Origin of the sequence: Liquorilactobacillus nagelii DSM 13675 (assembly GCF_019444005.1) — a bacterium.
Lineage (GTDB): Bacteria > Bacillota > Bacilli > Lactobacillales > Lactobacillaceae > Liquorilactobacillus > Liquorilactobacillus nagelii.
In genome coordinates, this window is sequence record NZ_CP049304.1 from 1,378,692 (window position 1) to 1,401,486 (window position 22,795).

Sequence of the window (22,795 nt, forward strand, 5' to 3'; positions counted from 1 at the left end):
CATGCCTCCTGCTTATTCTTTGTAAGTAAATCATATCAGATATTTGTTAAAACTCAATTATTCTGCCCGAACTTATTTTAACTCAACAATCGTTGCTCCACTACCCCCTGCGTTTGCAGGTGCCGCTTTAAAACTTTTAACCCGACGATTTTGCTGTAAATACTTAGTAATTCCTGAACGCAGTGCCCCAGTTCCTTTTCCATGTACAATCGTCACTGAACCGTACCCCGCCAATAATGCTGCGTCTAAGTAACGATCAACTCTAGTCAGTGCTGCTTCATATCGTTCACCACGCAAATCCAGCGTCGTGGAGACATGAGCTTGACTAGTTGATTTAAAGGAAGATCGAATTTTACTAGCTTGCGGAGTTACCTTAATTTTCTCTAAATTATCTTCAGCAACACGCATTTTTAAACTTCCTAATTGAACTTCCCATTGGTGATTTCCAGTCTTCTCTAATAATACCCCTGCTTGATCATACGGTTTGACCATAACATCATCCCCAGAGCGTAATTGCTGGTCTCGTTTAACTCTTCGCAAAACACGATTTTGTGGCAGAGCAACCGGTTGATGTAATTGATCTAACTTGGTTTTAGCTGATATCAATTGATCTTCTTTAACTCCCTGACCCGCAGATAAACGTAGTTGACGCAATTGATCAATAATTTGAGCGGCTTTTTGAGTAGCTTCATCAACTAAAAGATTGGCTTTAGTTTTAGCTTGCTGTAATAACTGTTCACGCTGTTGATTAAATTTATCAAAATTCTGACTTAGTTCTTGATGTAAAACAGTAGCCTCATCTAAATGCTCCTGCAATTGTCTTTTTTCTTCCTCAGCTTGTTGACGTTTTTGAACCAAATCCTGAATCATTTGATTCAAATCTTGATCTTGTTGTGAGGTCAAATTTCGAGCCGCTGTTACAATGTCCGCTGGCAAACCAAGTCGCTGGGAAATTTCAAAAGCATTACTTTGTCCTGGAACACCCACTAATAAGCGATAAGTTGGCTGTAATGTTTGGCTATTGAATTCCATGCTAGCATTAATTGTCCCTGGCCTTTCATACGCATAAGCCTTTAGTTCTGGATAATGAGTTGTTGCCACAATTTCTGCTCCAGAAGCTGCCAAGGCATCTAAAATAGCAATTGCCAAGGCTGCTCCTTCTTGTGGATCAGTTCCTGCCCCGAGTTCATCCAATAAAACCAAAGAATGTTGATTACTTTTTTTAAGAAGATTAACAATATTCGTCATATGAGACGAAAAGGTACTTAAGCTCTGTTCAATTGACTGTTCATCACCAATATCTGCAAAAACTTCGTTGAAAATACCTAATCGACTGCCTTCGTAAGCTGGAATAAATAATCCTGACTGGCCCATTAACTGAATCAGCCCTAAAGTTTTCAAGGTAATTGTTTTTCCACCAGTATTCGGCCCGGTAATAACAATTGTCTGATAATCTTTTCCCAATAACAAATCATTGCGCACTGCCTGATGTTGATCCAATAAAGGATGCCAAGCTTGCCGTAAATACAGTTGATTATCAGCAGAAATTTTCGGCTCTGTTGCTTTTATTTGCATCGCATAACGAGCCTTAGCACTTGCAAAATCAAATTCTCCCAATATACGATAATTTTCAGCCAGTTCAGTGATGTACGGTGCCAAAGCTGCTGAAAGTTCTCGTAAAATTCGGCGAGTTTCTTCACGTTCATTAGCTTGATGTTCTTTTAAGCGATTATTTAGCTCAACTGCAACTGCCGGTTCGATAAATAATGTTTGTCCTGAAGCACTTTGATCATGTACCACTCCACCAAAATGCGTGCGATATTCTTGTTTAACCGGGATAACATAACGATCATCTCGAATAGTAATCACCGGCTCACTCAAATACTTAGCATTTTTACCACGAATCAATGAATTTAATTGACTGCGTAAATGTAATTCTGTTTGACGAATTGACCGTCGTACTGCCGCTAATTTAGTTGACGCATCATCTGTTAAGTGCCCATCACTTTCAAGCGATCGCAAAAGAGTTTTCGTCAGTGCTGGCAAAGTTTCTAACTGTTGTGCCAATTGATCCAGCGATTGTAAAGTTATCTCATCTTTGGCTAATTGCTCGAAAAAGCGCTGTATGCGGCCTGCTGCCCGTAAAACCTTGGTAATAGCTGCTAATTCCTTGCCATTTAAAACTGCTCCAATTTTCAGTCGTTTTAATTGTGAACCAATGTCACTCAATTTAGGCAACGGCAAATCAGTTTTCAAACGCCAAACATCAAGAGCATCTTTAGTTCGCGCCAATCCGGTTTGAATGACAGCCATATCTGCCGACGGAGTTAATTGTGCAAGTATTTGCTGGCCACGTGGTGTTACTAAATATCTAGCTATTTGCTGCTTGATCTTGTCATATTCTAATGTTTGCAGCACTTTTTGATTCACTGATCTTTCCTCCTGAACTAATTAAATCCTTACTAATTAAAAAAAATATTGGTTACATTGGGTACCCATTGTAATATTAATTGTGCAATGGGTGAATTACTAATTGCTTGATGCAGCTCAACATTTGACCAAGACTTCAAAAATCTAAGACTAATATAAATTAATAAACAACTAAAAATAATGGCTAATATTCCACCAATAACTGTGTTTAATCCATGAACGACCGGCAATTTAGTTATCCAAGTAAAAATTGAAAACATTCTAAAAAACCAGTTAACAACTGCTCCACCGAGTAAAAAAATCAATAGATATCCTAACCAATATCCTAATTGGTTAGTTAGAACTAGACTACTTTGACTAAAAAGTTTTGTTATTAAAGGCTGCAGTATTTTTCCTGCGATTGGTGCAGCCCAACTGGCTATACCAATCAAAACAAGCCCGGCCACTAAATCCAATAACATTTGAATAAATCCACGTTTTGCCCCTCTTAAATAAGAAATTAACAAAATACCTAGAATTATTATTGAAATCAGCATTTTTTCTCCTACTCTGTCCGGTTAGAATGTTCGTTTATCTGTTCAATTCTTTTTAGTTCTGCCGCTTTATATATTTGATCTGAAACGGCATTAACTGCTAATAAAATTGCTGCTTTTTCATCACTAATCGTCGGCAGCATTTCTTTAATTTCAGCTAGTTGTTGATTAACTACGTCAACAACTGCTTTCATATGCTCTGGAGTACTGTCACCGACAATCACATAATTTTTACCGTTGATGTGGGCCTTAAAGCGTTTTTTCCCTTCCGCCATTAAGATCTCTCTCCTTTCATATTAGTCAATTTTAGCATACCCCGCTACTAATTGATTAGTGGTCTTGTCAGTCTTAATAAAAAAGCCGGGAATTATCCCAGCTTTTACTTAAAACTTCCACTTTACTGTAACTTTTCGTCATTTAAGAAAGTATCAAGCACACCTTCAACCATGTCCCACTCATCATCGTTCTCAATATCATGCAATTGTGCTTCGTTAGCTGTTCCCTCATCTGGATCATAGGAAAAGGCTAGAACATCGACCTGTTCTTCTGGTTGAGAATCCGCTGGGATCAGCAAAATATATGATTTTCCATAATCATCTGATTCAAAGGTAAACAAAATCTCGTAAAGTGTTTCATTTCCCTGATCATCGACCAGCGTTATCAAATCATCTGTTTCTTTCATAAATAATCCTCACTTTTTATTGCAGCAATTTTCCATGACCATCTAAATAACTTTGTAAAATTAGCCCTGCTGCTACTTTATCAATAACTTTTTTGCGCTTTTTGCGTGAAGTATCTGCTTGTTCAACTAACATTCGTTCTGCTTCAACCGTTGTCAGCCGTTCATCTTGATAATCAATTGGCAATTTGAAATGCTGCTCTAATAGTACACCATAGTTTTTAGCAGCTGCTACCCTTGGTCCTGAAGTATTATTCATGTTCTTAGGTAAACCTAAAACAAATCCGCCAATTTGATATTTTTCAACCAATTCAGCAACCCGTTCAATCCCGAATTGACCAGCTTCTTCATCAATCGGAATAATCTCGATTCCTTGGGCTGTCCATCCCAGTAAATCACTTACCGCGATTCCGACTGTCTTAGAACCAACATCTAAGCCCATTAAACGGTTCACTTAGCTTCCTCCTTATGCAGATAATAACGTACTAGTTCTTCAACAATTTCATCACGTTCATGTTTTCGAATCAAATTCCGTGCATCATTTAACCGCGGAATATACGCCGGGTCACCAGAAAGTAAATAACCGACAATCTGATTAATTGGATTATATCCCTTTTCTTCTAATGCACGATAAACTGTCTCCAAAGTATCGCGAATATCTTTTCTGTCACCATCTTCAAAAGAAAAATACATTGTCTTATCTAACGAACTCATCGCAAGCACCTCCGCTTTGCATCACAACTCCTATGGTTATTCTACTAAAGAAAAAAGAACGTCACAATCAAAAAACATGCTTGTAATCTATCCGTAACAGAATTGTTAAAACAATTTCACCAAAATTCTGTTTTTTTACCCTCTAAGATCAAAATACGCACTTTCACTTTTTTCTTACTAACATTATTCGGTTGTTTTGACCCTTAATTTAACAAACGGAAACTAATAAAATACGGATCTATTTAAAAACTATGATCCGTATTTTATAAAAAGTTCTTTTATTCTTAACGTTCCGTTAACCATTTCTTAGCTGCTGCTAATGCTGCTTGAATCCCTGCTGGTTTTTTACCGCCTGCTTGGGCTAAATCTGGACGGCCACCACCACCGCCGCCAACTAACGGAGCAATTTGTTTGATTAAATCACCAGCTTTAATACCAGCTTTAACGCCGGTCGGTGACACTGCAACAATTAAATTAACCTTATTTTCTGCTGGACTAGTTGCCAGTACGAGAATGTCTGAAGAATTCTTAGCTTTCCATTGATCCGCCAGCGCCCGTAGTTGTTGCATTCCAGCAACTTCAACTTGAGCCGCCACTAAAGTTTTCCCATTAACATTTTCTGGATGTTGGAAAATATCGGCCGTTTGTTGTCGAGCCAATTTGCCTTCAAGTGTCGCAACTTGTTGTTTCAAATCACGAATTTCATTGTTCATTTGCTCCAAACGATGAGGTAACTCTTTTAACTGCGTCAATTTTAATTGCTGAACTGTCTGCTGCAAAAGCTGATCATGGTGGTCCAAATATTCGAAAGCTGCTTTTGAAGTTACCGCCTCAATTCGACGAACACCAGCTCCAACACCTGACTCGGAAGTAATTTTGAATAATCCCAATTCACTGGTATTGTCGACGTGATTTCCGCCACAAAATTCAGTTGAATAGTTGCCAACTTTAACTACACGAACTACTTTACCGTATTTTTCAGTAAAGAGAGCAATGGCTCCCATTTTTTTGGCAGCTTCAATATCGGTAACAACCGTTTTAACCGGAAGTGCTTGCCAAATTTTTTCATTGACAACTTCTTCTACTTTTTTAAGATCATTTACCGTAACTGAACCTAGATTTGTAAAATCAAATCGCAGATAATCTGGTTCAACCAACGAACCAGCTTGATGTGTATGGCTACCTAAGACATCTCGTAGTGCTTGATCTAACAAATGGGTAGCCGTATGATTTTTACGAACTTTGTTGTGGAAGATTTGATCAACTTCTAATTGGTAACTATCATCAACTTTTAATGTCGCCAAAACTTTAACCGTATGCAAATTTTGCCCATTTGGAGCATGTTGTACATCTGTCACTTCGGCCACAATCGTTCCTTGATCGTCCTTAATCACACCACGATCAGCTACCTGACCACCCATTTCAGCATAAAATGGTGTTTGATCAAAAATCAATTCTGCATTACCAGTTGTTATTTCTTCAATTTGCTTTTCATCAGCAATAATATTTTTCAAAACTGCCGAAGTAGTTAACTTCTCATAACCAACATATTTACTTGGTGTTTTAATATCCAATAACAGGCTTCGTTGTACCCCCATTGATTTGGCATCACTGCGGGCTAAACGAGCACGTTGCTTTTGCTGTTTCATTTCTGAATCAAAGCCATCCTGATCAACTGTCAAACCTTGATCAGCTGCAATTTCTTTGGTTAGTTCTAGCGGAAAACCATATGTGTCATATAGTTTAAAAACTGATTTACCGGTTAACTGTTTCACACCAGCTTTTTTGGCTTTCTCAATGTTTTCATTTAGTAGCTGTAAACCATCTTTCAGGGTTTCATTAAACCGATCTTCTTCCATCCGGACAACCTTAGCAATGTAATCTGCTTGTTCTAAAACCTCAGGATAATAAGATTGCATAATCTGTCCGACAACTGGAACTAATTGATATAAGAAAGCATGATCAATTCCAAGTTGCTGTCCGTGCATAACAGCCCGGCGAATCAAACGACGAATAACATAACCGCGTCCTTCATTAGATGGCAGCGCCCCGTCGCCAATCGCAAAAGTAACTGCTCGAATATGATCTGCAATCACCTTAAAGCTAACATCTGTATCTTTTGAATCACCATAATGATATCGTCCACTCTCGTCTTCCGTTGCTTTAATCAATGGCAAAAACAAATCTGTTTCAAAGTTTGTTTTGGCATGTTGAAAAACAGAAACAACCCTTTCTAGTCCCATCCCAGTATCAATATTTTTATGGGGTAACGGTTCATAAGTATCATCCGGTTTATGATTGAATTCAGAAAAAACAATATTCCAGATTTCCAAATAACGTTCATTTTCACCACCAGGATAATTTTCCGGATCATCATCAGCTAAATTGTTAAATTCTTGTCCACGATCATAAAAAATTTCTGAATCTGGTCCACTTGGTCCTTGACCAATATCCCAGAAATTATCTTCAACTTCAATAATATGATCTAATGGCAAACCTGCTTCTTCGTGCCAGATTCTTTTTGCATCAGTATCTTTAGGATAAACGGTAACATATAGCAAAGCTGGATCCATTCCAAACCAATCTGGACTAGTTAATAATTCCCAAGCCCAAGTAATTGCTTCTTTTTTAAAATAGTCACCAACTGAGAAATTACCCAACATTTCAAACAGCGTATGATGTCGCGCTGTATGCCCAACATTTTCAATATCATTAGTCCGAATGCTTTTTTGCGAGCTAGTGATTCGTGGATTTTTTGGAACCACGCTACCATCAAAAAATTTTTTCATTGTTGCCACACCAGAGTTAATCCACAATAAAGTTGGATCATCGTGTGGGATTAATGAAGCGCTTGGCATAACCTCATGCCCTTTGCTCTTAAAGAAATCAAGATACATTTGACGAATTTGACTACTGGTAAGTTCCTTCATTACCTTTATCTCTCCTTTTTAAACATAAAAACACCGCTGCCAGCAAGGACGCAATTTGCGCGGTACCACCTTGTTTGCAACGATGTTTATTTCGTTAACCTCTTTAAATTACCCGATAACGCTGGGGAGCGTTCAATCAATTGATTAGGGAGCACTACCTAAACGAATTGAGCCCTTTTCAGCCAACGGGCCTCTCTAAAACAATTCTTCAAATTGACAGTATATCCTAATCACTAAAACCATTATCAATCAACAATTAGTATACCACACTATACTTTTGAGAGCCATTTATCTTTTCGCTTTGAATTAATGACGATTCCTGCGCTCTAATTTTCTTTTTCGCTGTTCCTCTTGCGAAATTGCCCGCCGGATTTTTTTCCGATAACCTGGTTTACGTTTTTTCTGTTCTTTCTTGACCAACCCACGTAATTTGGGATCTAAACTTTCTTGCTGTTTGTGGCGATGAATTCGTCGATCACGCTGATAAGTATCTACTAATTCCCCATCACGAAACACTTTTGGTTGAAAAGCAATTCCGAGTTTTTCCAATTCAGTAATTTGAGCATCATCTGCTGGAGAATACAACGTAATTGCTGTCCCATCTAATCCATTCCGACCGGTTCTGCCAACTCGATGAACGAAAAATTCAAGTTCTCGTGGAATTTCGTCATTTATTACTAAGGAAATTCCTTTAATGTCAATTCCTCGAGCAGCAAGATCAGTAGCAACAACGAATTGATAATCCAAATTTTGAATGGCTCGCATTGTCTGCTTACGCTCTCTTGGGGTTAAGTCACCATGTAATTTAGCGACTCGCAGTCCTTGACTGCGTAAAAAATCAGTCAGTTCATCAACCCGTGTTTTAGTATTGGCAAAAACTAATGCTAAATACGGTTCACCCATGGTTAATAATTTATAAATTAACTCGTTACGGCTTTTGCCTTTAGTTGAAAGTAACCAATTTTTTATTGTTGGACTAATTACGGTTTTATTAGAAATTTTGACGATTTCAGGTGTACTCAGGTATTTACGTAAAAAAGGCTGTAGCTTAGGTGGAATCGTAGCCGAAAAGACCATTATCTGCAATTGTTCAGGCATTACTGAAGCAATTGCATCAACGTCTTTTAGAAAGCCCATATCCAACGTCATGTCAGCTTCATCAACAACAAAGTAATGAACCCGATGTAAATCAAGTGCGTGTTCCTTGATCAAATCATGAACTCGCCCCGGTGTTCCGATCACTAATTGTGGCTGTAAATGACCCAATTTTTCAATTTGCCTTTTTTTATCAGTTCCACCAACATAATTGTGAACTATTAATTTTGCTTGTGATTCCAGTAATTGTTTAGCTGCTTCATAAATTTGGTAGGCCAATTCACGGCTAGGTGTTGTGATTACTGCTTGAACACCTTGAACCTTAGGATCAATTGTATTTACAATTGGTAATAGGAAGGCATGTGTTTTACCACTACCCGTTTCAGCTTGTCCAACAACGTTTTTCCCTTTACTAATCAAAGGAATTAATCGTTGCTGGACTGGTGTCGGTTGTTTAAAACCAATTTTTTTTAAAGCTGTTTGAATAAACGGTTGGAAATTGTATTGTGCAAAACTTTCAGTCATTCTCTTCTCCTGTATAACTTGCTGCAATTGCATCAAGCTTCTTAATATAAGCGGGGATTCCACTTTCATCAGCCATAACTGCTCCGCTAGCTAATGGATGCCCGCCGCCATGGTATTCTTTGGCTAATTCATTAATAATCGGGCCCTTTGAACGAATTCTTAATCGAAAACTATGATCTTTTTGCTGCACAATGATCGTCCAGCACTTAACTCCGATTATTTTACCGGGCAATGGAACAATTGGAGCCGTTCCCTCATCCTTTAAGGCAAACTTTTCCATAATTTCTCGAGTCAAAACAATATAGGCTGCCTGATGTTCAGTAATTTGCATATTTTGATAGACATAAGCAGCTAAGCGTGCCACTGGTAATGAAATATCATCTAATTTGCGATTAACTGCTGATTGATCAAAATCATATTCCATCAGCTGAGCTGCTACCCGCATTGTATGCGGTGTTGTTGCATCATACATAAAACGTCCAGTATCACCAATAATTCCCGCATAAAGCATTTTTGCAGCCGCTGCTGTTAATTGAAGCTTTTCAACGGCATTTACAAAATCCACTATCATCTCCGAACAACTTGAAGCATCCGCTTTGACCCAACATAAATCACCATAGGGATCCTCGTTAGGATGATGGTCAATTTTAATTAAAAACTTTCCTTGTTTATACAGCTGACCATCTACTCGAGGTTGATTAGCTGTATCGGTAACGATCACCAAAGCATTTTGATAAATTTGTGGGTCAATTTCCACGGGTTGATTAATCCATTTGAGTCCATGAATATTTTCACCAACTGCATAAATCTTTTTTTCTGGAAAAGCTGTTTGCAAAACTTCTGCTAATCCGCCTTGAGAACCATAGGCATCAGGATCTGGACGCTGATGTCGATGAATAATAATAGTGGAAAATTCTACAATTTTCTTAAAAATCTCCTGTTCAATAGCCACTTTAATTGCTCCTTAAAATTTAAAAGTTTCGCCAATCTGGACATTTAGTCCAGTATCAGCAGGTAACTGTTGTAAAAAAGCCTGAACATCTTGTTGAATTGGTGGAAAAGTATTGAAATGTGTCGGTAATACCTGTTTCGCCTTAACAAATTCAGCTGCAAGTAAGGCATCTTGGGGGCCCATTGTAAAATGATCCCCAATTGGCAAACATGCTAAATCAACACCATGACCATGATTGATTAATTTCATATCTGAAAATAAGCAGGTATCACCAGCAACATAAATTACGCGGTGATCCAGATGCAATTCAAAGCCAGCAGCTGCACCTAATGGTAAAGAGTTACCATTAGGTTGTGGCAATGCCGATGTATGCCAGGCTGGTACCATTTTAAAACTACCAAATTCAGTTACAACACTACCACCATAATTGATACCAATTGTTTCCAAACCTTGCTGTTGCAAATAATTGGCCAGTTCAGCAATTGCAATTACGACCGCATGACTTTGCTGAGCAATTTTAATCGTATCACCAACATGATCTGCATGAGCGTGAGTTAATAAAATATAATTTGGCTGACAATCCGCTACTTTTAAATCGGTTTGGGGATTACCTGTAATGAACGGATCAATTAAGATTTTCTGTTTGCTTGCAGTAATAAATTCTAAAACTGCATGACCATGCCAAATTCCCTTCATTTTGTTCCACCTGCCCTTTTGTTTACTCATATAGTCTAGTATACTGATATTTTTAATTAATTACAAAAAGAAGTGTATTGATAAAAAAGTAGGCCACAACAAACCAAATGTTCGTTGCAACCTACTTGCAGTAATATGCTAAACAAAACTAGCATAAAAATCAATTTTTAATAACTAATTCATTAATAAATCCAGTGGCGATGATCGATGGCCAACAGTTCATCAGCTTGTTTGGGACCCATCGAACCACAAGGATATTCCACCAATGGTTGTTGACTATTATCCCAAGCTTGACGAATCGCATCGACAAACTTCCATGAATATGCTACTTCTTCCCAGTGAGTGAAATTGGTTGCGTCTCCAGCTAAAGCATCCAACAGCAACTTTTCATAAGCTTCTGCAATCTGCTGACCGTTACGATTTTCCGGTGACAAATCAAGTTGTTGCTCTTGGAGCTGATAGCCTTGACCAATTTTTTTGACATTAACCTGCAAGCTGACTTTACCTTCTGGTTCCACTTTAATCGTCAAAATGTTGTCCGCTAAATTTTGATCCGCAAAAATATTGCCTGGGACAGGTTTAAAAATAACATCAATTCGTGTCGCTTTTTGTCGCAGACGCTTGCCAGTCCGAATATAAATTGGTACTCCAGCAAAGTTCTCACTGGCAACTTTCAACTTTCCAGCCACAAAAGTTTCTGTTTGTGAATCCGATGCAATCTGATCTTCTTGCCGATAGCCCTTCAAGCCATTAGCTGCTTGATATTGAGCCCGCACAAAATTTTCTGCCACTTCCTGTGGTTGATAGACTTTAAGTGCTTTCAGAGCACAGATCTTTTCGCGCCGAATATCAGCTTCACTGTAAGTCGTTGGCATTTTCATTGTCAATAAAGAAACAATTTGCAAAATGTGGTTTTGCACCATATCTCGTAAAGCACCAGCAGTTTCATAGTACCCAGCTCGTTCCTCAACCCCAAGCGATTCACTAAGCGTAATTTGTAAATTATCAATATAACGATTATTCCACAGAGAATTGAATATATTATTGCCAAATCTAATTGCTAAAATATTTTGGACCATTTCTTTGCCCAAATAATGATCAATTCGGAAAACATCGTCTTCGCTGAAGTACTTACTAATTGATTGATTCAGTTCAGCGGCACTTTGATAATCATGTCCAAATGGTTTTTCAATAATTACTCGATTGTATCCATCTGCTGTCACTATCTCCTGTGACTTCAAATGTTGAGCAATTGTACCAAAAAAGCGCGGAGACATCGCTAAATAAAACAAGCGATTGCCACCAATTTGATATTTTTTATCTAATTTTTGAGCCAATTTTTTTAAAGTCACATAATGCTCAGTGTCATTCACATTGTGTGATTGATAATAAAAATGCGCCGCAAATTTTTTGGCCGCTGTCGTATCTTGTTCTGGCAAAGACTCACAAACAACTGCTTGAAAATGCTGATCTGTCCACGGTCGCCGCGCAGTGCCGATTACGGCGAAATGTTCATTAATAATACCTTTTTGATAGAGGGCAAATAAAGCCGGATAAAGCTTGCGCTTAGCCAAATCCCCAGTTCCTCCAAAGATAATAAAGAGTGCTTGTTGTTTTGTACTCATCTTTAGCTGCACCACTTTCATTTATTCTCTTGATTTTCTTGTTGATACTAACTCTAAGTTTACTTGTCTAGACAGTAATTAACAAGTATCACGAATAAAATTATTAGTTAGTCGCTATTAAATTAAATTAAATGAACTCCTTTATCAACATAAATTGTGTCACCAACCACTCCAGTTGCTAAATCACTGACTAAAAATGCTGCTGTGTTGCCAATTTCTTCAGTTGTCACTGATTTTCCATCAACTGTTCTTTCTTCTGACATTTTTAACAATTCCCCGTGATCTTTAACTCCAGTAACTGCCAAAGTTTTGACTGCTCCAGCTGAAATTGCATTTACTCGAACCCCGTATTTAGCCATATCACGAGCTAAATAACGAACATTGGCTTCCAAAGCAGCTTTAGCTACTCCCATTACATTATAATTTGGAATTGCTCTTTCTGAACCAAAGTAAGTTAAAGTAACGATGCTACCAGGATTTTTCAACAGTGGTTGAGCATGCTTGGCTACAGCTAACAAAGAATAAGCCGAAATATCCTGCGCTAAAGCATATCCCTGACGTGAAGTATTCATAATATCACCAGCTAATTCGTCTTTGTTGGCAAATGCAATTGCATGAACTAAACCATCAATCTTGCCAAATTTTTCTTTGATTTCATTAAAAGCTGTCTTTAAACTGTCATCACTAGCAACATCACATTCAACTAAGTGTGATTCATCAGTGACTAATTTTTTAATACTTTTTTTCATTCTCTGGTTCTGATAAGTATAGATCACTTCAGCACCATTAGCGGTCATCGCTTGGGCACACCCCCAAGCAATACTGCGTTTATTGGCAACCCCCATGATTAAAATTTTTTTATTTTTAAGTAAATCGCTCATTTATTGTCAATCCTCCATCAAAAATCAAAACTTACGAAAACGCAAGCGTCGTTGTTCAAGTAATTGCGTCGTTTTCAATTGTTGCAACTGCATCATTTCTGTTGTAATTGTTTTTTTAATCGCACGACAAAGGCGACGTTGTGAGTGGCTTTCTGGAATAATTCCTTCAATTATTTTCTGCTGTAGCAATTTTTCAGGCGTCAATTGCAAAACTTCTGCTGCTTCGTCAGCCCTTGAGCTATCCTTCCATAAAATAGCCGCAAAGCCTTCAGGCGAAAGAACCGAATAAGTGCTATTTTCCAGCATCCAAACACGATCACCACAAGCTAATGCTAATGCTCCACCGCTACCACCTTCACCATAGATAACAGAAATAATTGGTGTCGGTAATGTGCTGAACTCCAATAAGTTGCGAGCGATTGCTTCTCCCTGACCATTTTCTTCAGCAGATTTGCCTGGATAAGCTCCTGCTGTATTAACTAAAAAAATTACTGGCCGCTGAAACTTAGCTGCTTGTTGAGCTAATCTTAAAGCTTTACGATAACCTGCTGGTTCAGGACAACCAAAATGCGTTTGCAGTTTTTCTTCTGGTGTTTGACCCTTATTGGTCGCAATTACTGTTACTGGTTGTTCGTTTAAATAGGCTAAACCGCCAATAATTGCAGGATCATCTGCAAAGCCACGATCGCCATGAAATTCAGTAAATTCTGTAAAAATTCCTTTTAACAATACTTGAGCAGAAATCTTTTCATCGCTACGAGCCAGAGCTACAACTTGGGCTGCGGTTTTTTTTCGATCTAATAAACTAGCCATGAGCATCCTCCCTGACTTGATGAAACTTAAGCAACCATGTCAATTGGTCTTTCAAATTTTCGCGAGCAACAATTTGATCAACGAAGCCATGCGCTTGAACCGATTCTGCATCCTGCAAATCATCAGGAATCCGTTGACAAGTTGTTTGTTCGATTACTCGTTTTCCCGCAAAACCGATTAAAGCACGTGGCTCCGCAAGTGTAATATCAGCCTGCATCGCAAAACTAGCGGTTACCCCACCAGTTGTTGGATCGGTTAAAACGGCTATATACAATAAGCCAGCTGCTGAGTGGCGCTTAACCGCAGCAGAAACTTTTGCCATCTGCATTAGTGAAAAGATTCCTTCTTGCATTCGCGCACCACCAGAAGCTGTACATAGAATAACCGGTAATTTTTCTTGCAACGCTTTTTCAAATAAGCGGGTTAGTTTTTCTCCCGCAATAGTGCCTAATGAACCCATAATAAAATCAGGATCCATAATACCTAACATGACTAGCTGACTATTAATCACTGCTTTGCCGGTTAACACCGAATCATTTAATTTTGTCAGTTGACGAGCTTTCTCAAGCTTTTTACTGTAATTTGGGAAATTTAACGGATCTGTTGTCGCTAAATCACTATCAAATTCTTCGAAATGATCCGTTAGCCAGCCAAGACGCTCGCGAGCTGTAACACGAAAACCATAGTGGCAATTGGGACAAGTTTTATATTGTCCCAAATCTTTATAGTAAAAAGATTGGTGGCATTTGGGACAGGCTTGCCATAGTCCGGATGGAACCTTTTGGCTGGCTTGCTTATCAGCTTTAATATGCTTTTGTCCCAAAGTCTTCAGTTCATCAAATAACTGCACTTTAGTCAGCCTCCCTTTTCCATCGCGGCAAAAATTCTTTTTCGAGATAATCTGTTGTAAAATTACCATCAATAAAAGTTTGATCATTTAATAACGCTAAATGAAAATCCTGATTTGTTTGAATTCCATTGATAATCATTTCATTTAACAGTCGTTTAAGTTTTTGAATTGCAGCTGTCCGATTTTCGCCTAAAGCAATTACTTTGGCAATCATCGAATCATAGAATGGCGAAATTTTCGAGCCTGCATACAGAGCTGAATCTATTCGCATTCCTAAATTACCAACTGGAAAATATAAATAATTGACGGTACCAACAGCTGGTCGGAAATCATGAATTGGATCTTCAGCATTAATTCGACACTCAATTGCATGCCCCTGACAGACAACATCTTTTTGTTGATATTTCAATGACTCACCTGCAGCAATTTTGACTTGCTGCTTGACTATATCGATTCCAGTCACCATTTCTGAAACAGTATGTTCAACCTGAATTCGCGTATTCATTTCCATAAAATAAAACTGATGTTGCTGATCCATTAAGAACTCCAAGGTACCAGTATTAATATAGTCAATCGCATTTGCTGCTTTGACCGCTGCTTCACCCAAAAACTTCCGCTGCTGATCAGTAATCATCTCACAAGGACTCTCTTCGATAACCTTTTGTTTTCCACGTTGCAAAGAACAATCACGTTCTGGAAAATAAATCGTATTTCCCTGATGATCACGTAAAATTTGAACCTCAATATGTTTGACGTTTCCCATTACCTTTTCAACATACATTCGGCCATCACCAAAAGCATTCTGTGCTTCACGTTGCGCTTCTCCAAAAGCTTTTTCCAATTGATCCGCTTGGTCAACTCGACGAATTCCCTTACCACCACCACCAGCTGCCGCTTTCAGTAAAATTGGAAAACCAATTTTTTCAGCAATCTGTTTGGCGATTGTCACATCAGCCACAAAACCATTGCTTCCTGGAATAACGGGTACTCCACTAGCTCGCATTTGCGAACGAGCATGAGCCTTATTCCCCATTAAATCGATAGTTTCCGAGCGTGGTCCAATAAAGGTTATCCCGCAATCCTCACACATTTCCACAAACCGGCTGTTTTCTGATAAAAAGCCAAATCCCGGGTGTATCGCTTGAGCACCGGTACCAACTGCAGCACTCAAAATATTGCGCATATTTAAATACGAATCTTGCGGTTTAGCCGGTCCAACACAAACAGCCTCATCAGCCAACTGAACATGAAGACTTTCTCGATCCTCTTGTGAATAAATAGCTACTGTTTTGATCCCCAGTTCTTTTAAAGAACGGATAATCCGAACCGCAATTTCACCTCGATTAGCTACGAGGACTTTGTTAAACAATTAAACCACCTTACCTTAATCGATCATAAAAGTTAGCTCTGCGCTACAAGCTTTTTTACCGTCAACAGTTGCAACGGCTTTCCCTAATCCAACATGATTCCGGATTTTTTCAAGTTCTACTGTTAATACTAATGTATCACCTGGTCGAACAACTTTGCGGAATTTTGCATTCTTAATTCCACCGAAATATGCTGTTTTCCCCTTAAACTCTGGTAACGATAATAATGCTACTGCACCAGTTTGAGCTAGTGCTTCAACAATTAAAACACCGGGCAAAACTGGATTCCCCGGAAAATGTCCATTAAAAACTTCTTCATGCGCTGTTACATTTCTTAAACCAACAGCACGTTTTCCTGGTTCAAGTTCAGTAATTCGGTCAATTAAGAGCATCGGATAACGATGTGGGATAATTTTTTGAATTTGAGTAATATCCAATTCCATGATTAATCCTCCAATTCAAACAAGGGCTGACCGTATTCAATCAGTTCTTCATTCTTAACTAAGACACGACTAATTACAGCCGACCGCTCGCTTTTGATTTCAGTCATTACTTTCATCGCTTCAATAACACAAACAACATCTCCAACTGCTACGCGGCTACCTACTTTAACATAAGGTTCTTTACCTGGAGCTGGCTGTAAAAAAACACTACCAACCATAGGCGCTTTGATAACATCTTTTTTTGCCGTTTGTTCAGAATTTACATTTTGATTTTCAGCACTCGCATTTGACGGATTATCTGTTGTTGAGACTTGTTTAGTCGTTTGAATCGGTTGCTGCAGCTGCTGCAGCAATTTACCTGATAATTCGTTTTTGCTTAAATGCAACTGAAAATCAGCCATTTTGATTTCAAGTTCACGACTTGGCGATTCGTTAAAATCAGCAATCAGTTTCTCAATATCTTTTAAATCCAAATTATTCACTCCATTTTTTAAATGCCAGCACAGCATTATGTCCACCAAAGCCTAGTGAATTGCTAAGGGCATATTCAACTTCGGCAGATTCACCATGATCAGCGCGAACTAATTGTACTTGACAATCCGGGTCTTGTTGCGTTAAGCCGACATTTGGCGGCAATTCTTGTTTTTGTAAAGCTGCAACGGTAATTACTGCCTCAATTGCTCCAGCGGCCCCCAACAAATGACCAGTCATACTTTTCGTGCTGCTGACCTTGACTGGACTTTCACTGCCAAAAACTAAGTTAATTGCTTTGGATTCACCAACATCATTGGCATGTGTGGCTGTTCCATGAGCATTGATATAGTCAACCTGAGCTGGTTTAATTTCAGCTTCAGCAATCGCCTGTTCCATTGCTCTCGCAGCTCCCTCACCACTTGGATCAGGAGCCGTAATATGGTATGCATCACAAGTACTGCCATATCCAACAATTTCGCCGAGGATTTCAGCTCCACGACTTTGGGCATGTTCAAAACTTTCTAACACTAAAGTAGCAGCACCTTCACCCATGACAAATCCAGAACGATCTTCATCAAACGGTAATGAAGCTCGTTTAGGGTCGCTTTCTTTCGAAAGAGCAGTTAAAGCTGCAAAGCCAGCAATTCCGATTTCATTAACAGAAGCTTCTGCTCCACCAGTCAGCATAACCTTAGCTCGGCCTTCTTTAATTTGCCGATAAGCTTCACCAATCGCATTGGTGCCCGATGAACAAGCGGTCACAATTGCAGTACAAATATTTTTTGCTTGAAAACGCATTGCAATGTTACCAGCTGCCATATTAACAATCGACGTTGGAACAAACATTGGCGAAACCCGTTCAGGCCCTTTAGTATGCATTTTAATTACTTGATTTTGAATGGTAGTTAACCCACCAATCCCTGATCCATAAATCACTCCTAAATCATAAGCATCAGTATTCTTTTCATTAATGCCAGCTTGTTCAACCGCTGCTACTGCTGAATCAACCGCATACTGCGAAAAAAGATCCATTCGTCGAGCGGCTTTTTTACCCACTCTTTTTTGAGCATCAAAGTCTTTAACTTCAGCTGCAACAGTAATACCTGTTTCAGTTGCATCAAATTTTGTAATTGGAGCAATCCCAATTTTGCCAGCAAAAATATTATTCAAAAAACTTTCTGTATCATTGCCAACCGGAGTAACTGCACCCATTCCGGTAATTACTACTCTACTCATGAAAAGCCTCCTAAATCGTCATTCCACCATCAATTGTCAAAACTTCGCCAGTAATGTAATCATTTTGGGCTAAGAAAACGGCTGCTTGAGCAACTTCTTCAGGCAAACCAAAACGTCCTAAGGGAATTTGTTGTTTTATCTGTTCTTTAACCTTATCGCTCAAAACATCAGTCATTGAGCTTTTAATCATCCCTGGAGCAATAGCATTGCAACGCACATGCCGCATAGCTCCTTCTTGGGCAATTGTTTTGGTCAAACCAATCACACCAGCCTTACTGGCAGCATAATTAGCTTGACCAATATTCCCATGAACACCAACTATACTGGCTAAATTAATAACTACTCCCGCTCGTTGGCGATACATTCGCTTTAAAATTCCGCGAGTTAAACTAAAAGTACCAATTAAATTAGTATCAATTACCTGACGAAAATCTTCATCTTTCATGCCAATCATTAGTTTATCTTTGGTAATCCCAGCATTGTTAATTAAAACATCAATGTTGGTTGCTTTTTCTTTAAGCTCGCTCAACATCTTTTTAATTGCCGCACTGTCTGAAATATCACCTAGAATAACTTGACATTCTACTTGATAAGATTTGATCTGCTCAATTAGTTCTGCTGGAATTTCATGACGGGCATTTAAAATCAGATTACTACCTGCCTTAGCAAAGGCCAAGGCAGTTTGGGCCCCAATTCCGCGCGAACTACCAGTCACAAAAACTGTCTTGCCTGTTAAATCCATAATTACTTCCTCATTTCATTTGTGCAATAAGCTGTTGGTATTGCTGCCAATTTTCAACAGAAACTGCTGGAATTTCTGTCACCGTTTGTTTTGCAAAGCGTGTCAAAGTCTTACCTGGGCCTAATTCAACCAGCAAATCTGGTTGATAGTTAGCGCAAAAATAATTTAAACCTTCCGCAAAATGAGTTGGTTTAATAACTTGCTGCGCCAATGTGTTCTTTAAGTCAACCCTTGTAAATGGTTTTCCCGTCGTATTGCTGATCACCGGTATTGTCCACGCTAAAACAGCGGTGTTGTGTAGATTCCCTGTCAATTTGCGGCTAGTTTCTTTAAACAATGGCGTATGGAAAGCTCCATTAACCTTTAAAGGAATTACTCGCTTAATTCCTGCCGCCTTCAAAAGTTCTACGGCACGGCCGACAGCTGCTTTTTCTCCACCAATCACTAATTGCTTAGGTGAGTTATAGTTAGCAATCCCCACAAATTGTTCTTTAGTTGTAGCTTGTCGACAAATTTCGGCTACCTTTTGTGGATCAGCCTTCATAACTGCAGCCATTGCTCCTAGAACTCGATCGGCATCTTCTTGCATATAGTCAGCTCGTGCTTGCAAAAGCTGCATTCCAGTTCCTGTCTCAAACGCTCCCGCTGCTAATAGAGCTGAATACTCCCCCAAGCTCAAACCGATCATCCCAGCAACTTCAAGTTGTTGAATATCTTGCTGTAATAAGCGAAACAACGCTAGACTCATTGCAACAATTGCGGGTTGAACATTTCTTGTCTGCTCTAATTCATGATGTTGATTTTGAAAAAGTTCTGGCAAATTACGCTCCGAGTATGAGTTAAATTTTTCAATTTGAGAACGGAAGAACTCGCTTTCTTTGTAAAAATCCATTCCCATGCCAGTGAATTGAGCACCTTGTCCACTAAATAAAATTCCGATTTTCATCTTATTTTACCTGCACAATTCTTATTTAGCATCTAATTCCTTTTTAACGTAGTTAACGACATCTTCAATTGTCTGAACATTTTCGTCAGCTTCTAATTTAATATCTAAGTCATCTTCTAGTTCATTCATAATTTCAAAAACATCTAAACTATCAGCTTCTAAATCGTCTTTAATATTAGCTTTCATTGTTACTTTTTCTTGGTCAACATCCAACTGTTCTGCTACGATTTCTTGTACTTTTGTTAAAATTTCTTCTTTTGTCATAATAATTTTTCTCCTAAATTGTAATTTTATTTTTAATATTTTATAATTTGTGTTCCAACTGTCAAGCCACCACCGAATCCGCTTAAGACAATAATTTGGCCAGTTTTAATTTTTCCGGCTTCGATCATCTCGTCGAATAACAATGGAACGCTAGCTCCCGAGGTGTTACCATATTCCGCAATATTCATGGGAAATTTTTCAAGCGGTTGTTTCATTCTTTTAGCAATTTGAGTAATAATTCTTGAATTTGCTTGATGTAAAATAAACCAGTCAACTTGTTCAAGTTTTAAACCACTTTCTGTTACTGCTGTTTCAATCGATAACGGTACTTTGTGGGTTGCAAATGTGTAAACATCCCGACCATTCATTTTGAAAGCCGCAAAATGATGTGAAGAGTTAGCTGGAAATTTTGATAAGGGTTCTGTCAACCCAGCTTGCAAACGATCAGCCAAATTACCATAAGTTTTAAGATCTTCGCTTAAAAAACTGCTATCAGATGTTGTTGTTTCCAGTAATACTCCAGCAGCTCCATCCCCAAACAATACTGCTGTTGTTCGATCTGTCCAATCAAGTACCTTAGAAAGAACTTCTCCCCCAATTACCAATACATGTTGATAATGTGGCAACTTCATCATTGCTTTTGCAGTTGTTAAGGCATAAATAAATCCGGAACAAGCAGCACTAACATCGAATGCAGCTGCATTTACTGCCTGTATTTTTCCCTGAACGATTGCAGCAGTAGCTGGTGTATAACAATCTGGTGACATAGTAGCAACAATAATTAAATCAATTTTTTCTGCCGTTGTACCACTTTTTTGTAGCAGCTTTTTGGCAACCTTAGCACATAAATCAGCTGTGTTCTCTCCACAACTAACATGTCGTTGCTGAATCCCTGTTCGACTAGAAATCCATTCGTCAGAAGTATCCATTAATTGACTTAAATCATCATTAGTAACTTTTTTAGACGGCACATAATGAGCACTTGCTGCAATTTTTATAGCTGCCAAAACAATTCCCCTTCAATCACGAATGTTCACGCAAAAAGCTTTCCAAGTTTTGTAATGCTTTTTCGATTGTTTTAATTTCCGCTGGATCTAAATCCCTCAAAAAACTGCGAACCATCATCCGGTGAAATGCATCATGTGCGCGATACATTAACCGTCCTTTTTGGGTCAATCCCAACCGGATTACCCGTCGATCATGATTACTCCGAATGCGTTTAACGTAGTTCTTTTTGACCAAACGATCAATCGTGGCAGTTAAAGTTCCCGGTGTTAAATGTAATTCTTTAGCAACCTGTGAAGCCGTCTTTTGATCATACATGGTAATTACATTAATTGCATGCATTTCTTTGATTGATACATCACTGAATTGACTTTTGCGTAATTCATTTTCTTCGATCCATAAAATATCGGTATAAATTCTAACTAACGAATCATTAATTGTTTTTACTTGGTTTTCCATTGCGTAACGTCCATCCTTTTTTTCCTTATAATCCAATTATCAAAGTATTTACGCAAAAAAACAAACTTTTCTTAGATTTTTTCTTTACGTTCCGCAACAACAAACATTAATTCAGCTGCACAAGCAACCTTGCCTGCAACCATCGCTTTAGTTGCAACAATCCCCATATTTTCTCTTTTCTTGATCAATTTGATATTCAGCTTAAGAACATCGCCTGGACGGACAACGCGACGAAACTTAGCTTGATGAATTGCCCCTAAGTAAGCTGTTTTTCCCAAAAACTCAGGTGATTTCAAAATCAATATTGAAGCAGCCTGAGCTAAAGTCTCAATAATCAATACTCCAGGCATAACCGGATTTCCCGGAAAATGCCCGCGAAAAAATGATTCATTGATTGTGACATTTTTAGTTGCTGTAATTTCTTCACCGGCAATTAATTCATCAACATAATCAATATAGCAAATCGGATATCGATTAGGTATCAAATCCATAATCTCCTGTGCATCCATAACTGCCACTTTTGTCACCTCACTTAAATTTATTTCGAACATCAAAATATTCGATGATTGAATAATATTACAATCAAACTAAATTGTCAAATATTGCCCGTAAAAGATAATAAAATTCACATTTGATCTGATTTTTATTTTTTATTTTTTATCTTATTTTTAATCAGCACTCTTTTAATATCTCGATAAATAAACAAAAAATCAGAGCCATTAAGAATTAACTTAACAACTCTGATTTAATAATTAGCTTGTACTTTTTTATTCTTTATGTTCTTCTTCAGCCTCAGCTGATTTTTCTGGTGATTTAACAACTGTACTTTCATCACTGACGGCAGTGGTCGTTTTCGAACTTTGGCTAACAACTTGGGCTATTGCAGATTGTTCAAAAGTTAAAAAAATTCCATCACAATCTAAAGTAATTGTGTGAGCCTGCGTATTAATTGTGTCGATTACACCATGCAAACGGCCTAATGTAATAACTTCGTCACCCTTTTTTAAATTACCAAGCATTTCTTGACGTTTCTGCTGTTGTTTTTTTTGCGGTCTGATCATCATAAAATACATTAAACCAATTAAAACAGCAAACATTAAAATTGTTGAAATAGTACTACTGTTCATTTTATTCAC

At 38.3% G+C, this 22,795-nt stretch carries 25 protein-coding genes; all 25 read right to left on the reverse strand.

All coding sequences use genetic code 11. The features are described 5' to 3' along the window. Positions 1-72: 72 nt before the first annotated feature. Positions 73-2,430, reverse strand: a complete 2,358-nt coding sequence (locus G6O73_RS07030; RefSeq protein WP_057886329.1) for an endonuclease MutS2 — start codon at positions 2,428-2,430, stop codon at positions 73-75. A gap of 32 nt (positions 2,431-2,462) precedes the next feature. Continuing rightward, complete coding sequence (locus tag G6O73_RS07035; protein WP_057886330.1) at positions 2,463-2,966, reverse strand: CvpA family protein; 504 nt, start codon at positions 2,964-2,966, stop codon at positions 2,463-2,465. 8 nt (positions 2,967-2,974) lie between these two features. Continuing rightward, complete coding sequence (gene zapA / locus G6O73_RS07040) at positions 2,975-3,238, reverse strand: cell division protein ZapA (protein WP_057886331.1); 264 nt, start codon at positions 3,236-3,238, stop codon at positions 2,975-2,977. A 122-nt stretch (positions 3,239-3,360) separates the two neighbouring features. Then, a complete protein-coding gene (locus G6O73_RS07045; RefSeq protein WP_057886332.1) occupies positions 3,361-3,645 on the reverse strand; it encodes a DUF1292 domain-containing protein in 285 nt (94 codons plus the stop codon). 16 nt (positions 3,646-3,661) lie between these two features. Then, complete coding sequence (gene ruvX / locus G6O73_RS07050; RefSeq protein WP_057886333.1) at positions 3,662-4,096, reverse strand: Holliday junction resolvase RuvX; 435 nt, start codon at positions 4,094-4,096, stop codon at positions 3,662-3,664. Next, positions 4,093-4,356, reverse strand: coding sequence for an IreB family regulatory phosphoprotein (locus G6O73_RS07055; protein ID WP_057886334.1), 264 nt, complete (start codon positions 4,354-4,356; stop codon positions 4,093-4,095). The genes ruvX and G6O73_RS07055 overlap by 4 nt, the downstream gene beginning before the upstream one ends. A gap of 284 nt (positions 4,357-4,640) precedes the next feature. Beyond that, a complete protein-coding gene (gene alaS / locus G6O73_RS07060; RefSeq protein WP_057886335.1) occupies positions 4,641-7,286 on the reverse strand; it encodes an alanine--tRNA ligase in 2,646 nt (881 codons plus the stop codon). Positions 7,287-7,592: 306 nt separating this feature from the next. Continuing rightward, positions 7,593-8,906: a DEAD/DEAH box helicase gene (locus G6O73_RS07065; protein WP_057886336.1), complete on the reverse strand. Its 1,314-nt coding sequence runs from the start codon at positions 8,904-8,906 to the stop codon at positions 7,593-7,595. Beyond that, entirely contained in the window at positions 8,899-9,858 is a 960-nt protein-coding gene (locus G6O73_RS07070) for a DHH family phosphoesterase (protein ID WP_057886337.1), read from the reverse strand. Before G6O73_RS07070 ends, G6O73_RS07065 begins: the two co-directional genes overlap by 8 nt. 12 nt (positions 9,859-9,870) lie before the next feature. Beyond that, positions 9,871-10,554 carry a metal-dependent hydrolase gene (locus G6O73_RS07075; protein WP_057886338.1) on the reverse strand — a complete coding sequence of 228 codons (684 nt, stop codon included), beginning with the start codon at positions 10,552-10,554 and terminating at the stop codon, positions 9,871-9,873. Between the two features lie 182 nt (positions 10,555-10,736). After that, on the reverse strand, positions 10,737-12,179 hold the full coding sequence (gene zwf / locus G6O73_RS07080; RefSeq protein ID WP_057886448.1) for a glucose-6-phosphate dehydrogenase: 1,443 nt from the start codon (positions 12,177-12,179) through the stop codon (positions 10,737-10,739). Between the two features lie 122 nt (positions 12,180-12,301). Beyond that, positions 12,302-13,060 carry an enoyl-ACP reductase FabI gene (gene fabI, locus G6O73_RS07085; protein WP_057886339.1) on the reverse strand — a complete coding sequence of 253 codons (759 nt, stop codon included), beginning with the start codon at positions 13,058-13,060 and terminating at the stop codon, positions 12,302-12,304. A gap of 24 nt (positions 13,061-13,084) precedes the next feature. Then, positions 13,085-13,873, reverse strand: coding sequence for a carboxyltransferase subunit alpha (gene accA / locus G6O73_RS07090; protein WP_057886340.1), 789 nt, complete (start codon positions 13,871-13,873; stop codon positions 13,085-13,087). Next, complete coding sequence (gene accD, locus G6O73_RS07095; RefSeq protein ID WP_057886341.1) at positions 13,866-14,723, reverse strand: acetyl-CoA carboxylase, carboxyltransferase subunit beta; 858 nt, start codon at positions 14,721-14,723, stop codon at positions 13,866-13,868. The genes accA and accD overlap by 8 nt, the downstream gene beginning before the upstream one ends. Before the next feature lies 1 nt (position 14,724). Beyond that, a complete protein-coding gene (gene accC, locus G6O73_RS07100) occupies positions 14,725-16,092 on the reverse strand; it encodes an acetyl-CoA carboxylase biotin carboxylase subunit (RefSeq protein WP_057886342.1) in 1,368 nt (455 codons plus the stop codon). 15 nt (positions 16,093-16,107) lie between these two features. Further along, positions 16,108-16,533, reverse strand: coding sequence for a 3-hydroxyacyl-ACP dehydratase FabZ (fabZ, locus tag G6O73_RS07105; protein WP_057886343.1), 426 nt, complete (start codon positions 16,531-16,533; stop codon positions 16,108-16,110). A gap of 2 nt (positions 16,534-16,535) precedes the next feature. Further along, the gene (gene accB, locus G6O73_RS07110; protein ID WP_057886344.1) at positions 16,536-17,006 is read right to left on the reverse strand and encodes an acetyl-CoA carboxylase biotin carboxyl carrier protein; all 471 of its coding nucleotides are present in this window, start codon (positions 17,004-17,006) and stop codon (positions 16,536-16,538) included. A gap of 1 nt (position 17,007) precedes the next feature. Continuing rightward, on the reverse strand, positions 17,008-18,243 hold the full coding sequence (fabF, locus tag G6O73_RS07115; RefSeq protein ID WP_057886345.1) for a beta-ketoacyl-ACP synthase II: 1,236 nt from the start codon (positions 18,241-18,243) through the stop codon (positions 17,008-17,010). Between the two features lie 10 nt (positions 18,244-18,253). Then, on the reverse strand, positions 18,254-18,985 hold the full coding sequence (fabG, locus tag G6O73_RS07120) for a 3-oxoacyl-[acyl-carrier-protein] reductase (RefSeq protein ID WP_057886346.1): 732 nt from the start codon (positions 18,983-18,985) through the stop codon (positions 18,254-18,256). Positions 18,986-18,995: 10 nt separating this feature from the next. After that, a complete protein-coding gene (locus G6O73_RS07125; RefSeq protein WP_057886347.1) occupies positions 18,996-19,931 on the reverse strand; it encodes an ACP S-malonyltransferase in 936 nt (311 codons plus the stop codon). Between the two features lie 21 nt (positions 19,932-19,952). Continuing rightward, on the reverse strand, positions 19,953-20,195 hold the full coding sequence (locus tag G6O73_RS07130) for an acyl carrier protein (protein ID WP_057886348.1): 243 nt from the start codon (positions 20,193-20,195) through the stop codon (positions 19,953-19,955). Positions 20,196-20,227: 32 nt separating this feature from the next. Then, on the reverse strand, positions 20,228-21,202 hold the full coding sequence (locus G6O73_RS07135; RefSeq protein ID WP_057886349.1) for a beta-ketoacyl-ACP synthase III: 975 nt from the start codon (positions 21,200-21,202) through the stop codon (positions 20,228-20,230). A 16-nt stretch (positions 21,203-21,218) separates the two neighbouring features. Further along, the gene (locus G6O73_RS07140; protein WP_057886350.1) at positions 21,219-21,659 is read right to left on the reverse strand and encodes a MarR family winged helix-turn-helix transcriptional regulator; all 441 of its coding nucleotides are present in this window, start codon (positions 21,657-21,659) and stop codon (positions 21,219-21,221) included. A 71-nt stretch (positions 21,660-21,730) separates the two neighbouring features. Continuing rightward, a complete protein-coding gene (fabZ, locus tag G6O73_RS07145; protein WP_057886351.1) occupies positions 21,731-22,177 on the reverse strand; it encodes a 3-hydroxyacyl-ACP dehydratase FabZ in 447 nt (148 codons plus the stop codon). Positions 22,178-22,426: 249 nt separating this feature from the next. Further along, entirely contained in the window at positions 22,427-22,786 is a 360-nt protein-coding gene (yajC, locus tag G6O73_RS07150; protein ID WP_057886352.1) for a preprotein translocase subunit YajC, read from the reverse strand. Positions 22,787-22,795 lie beyond the last annotated feature (9 nt).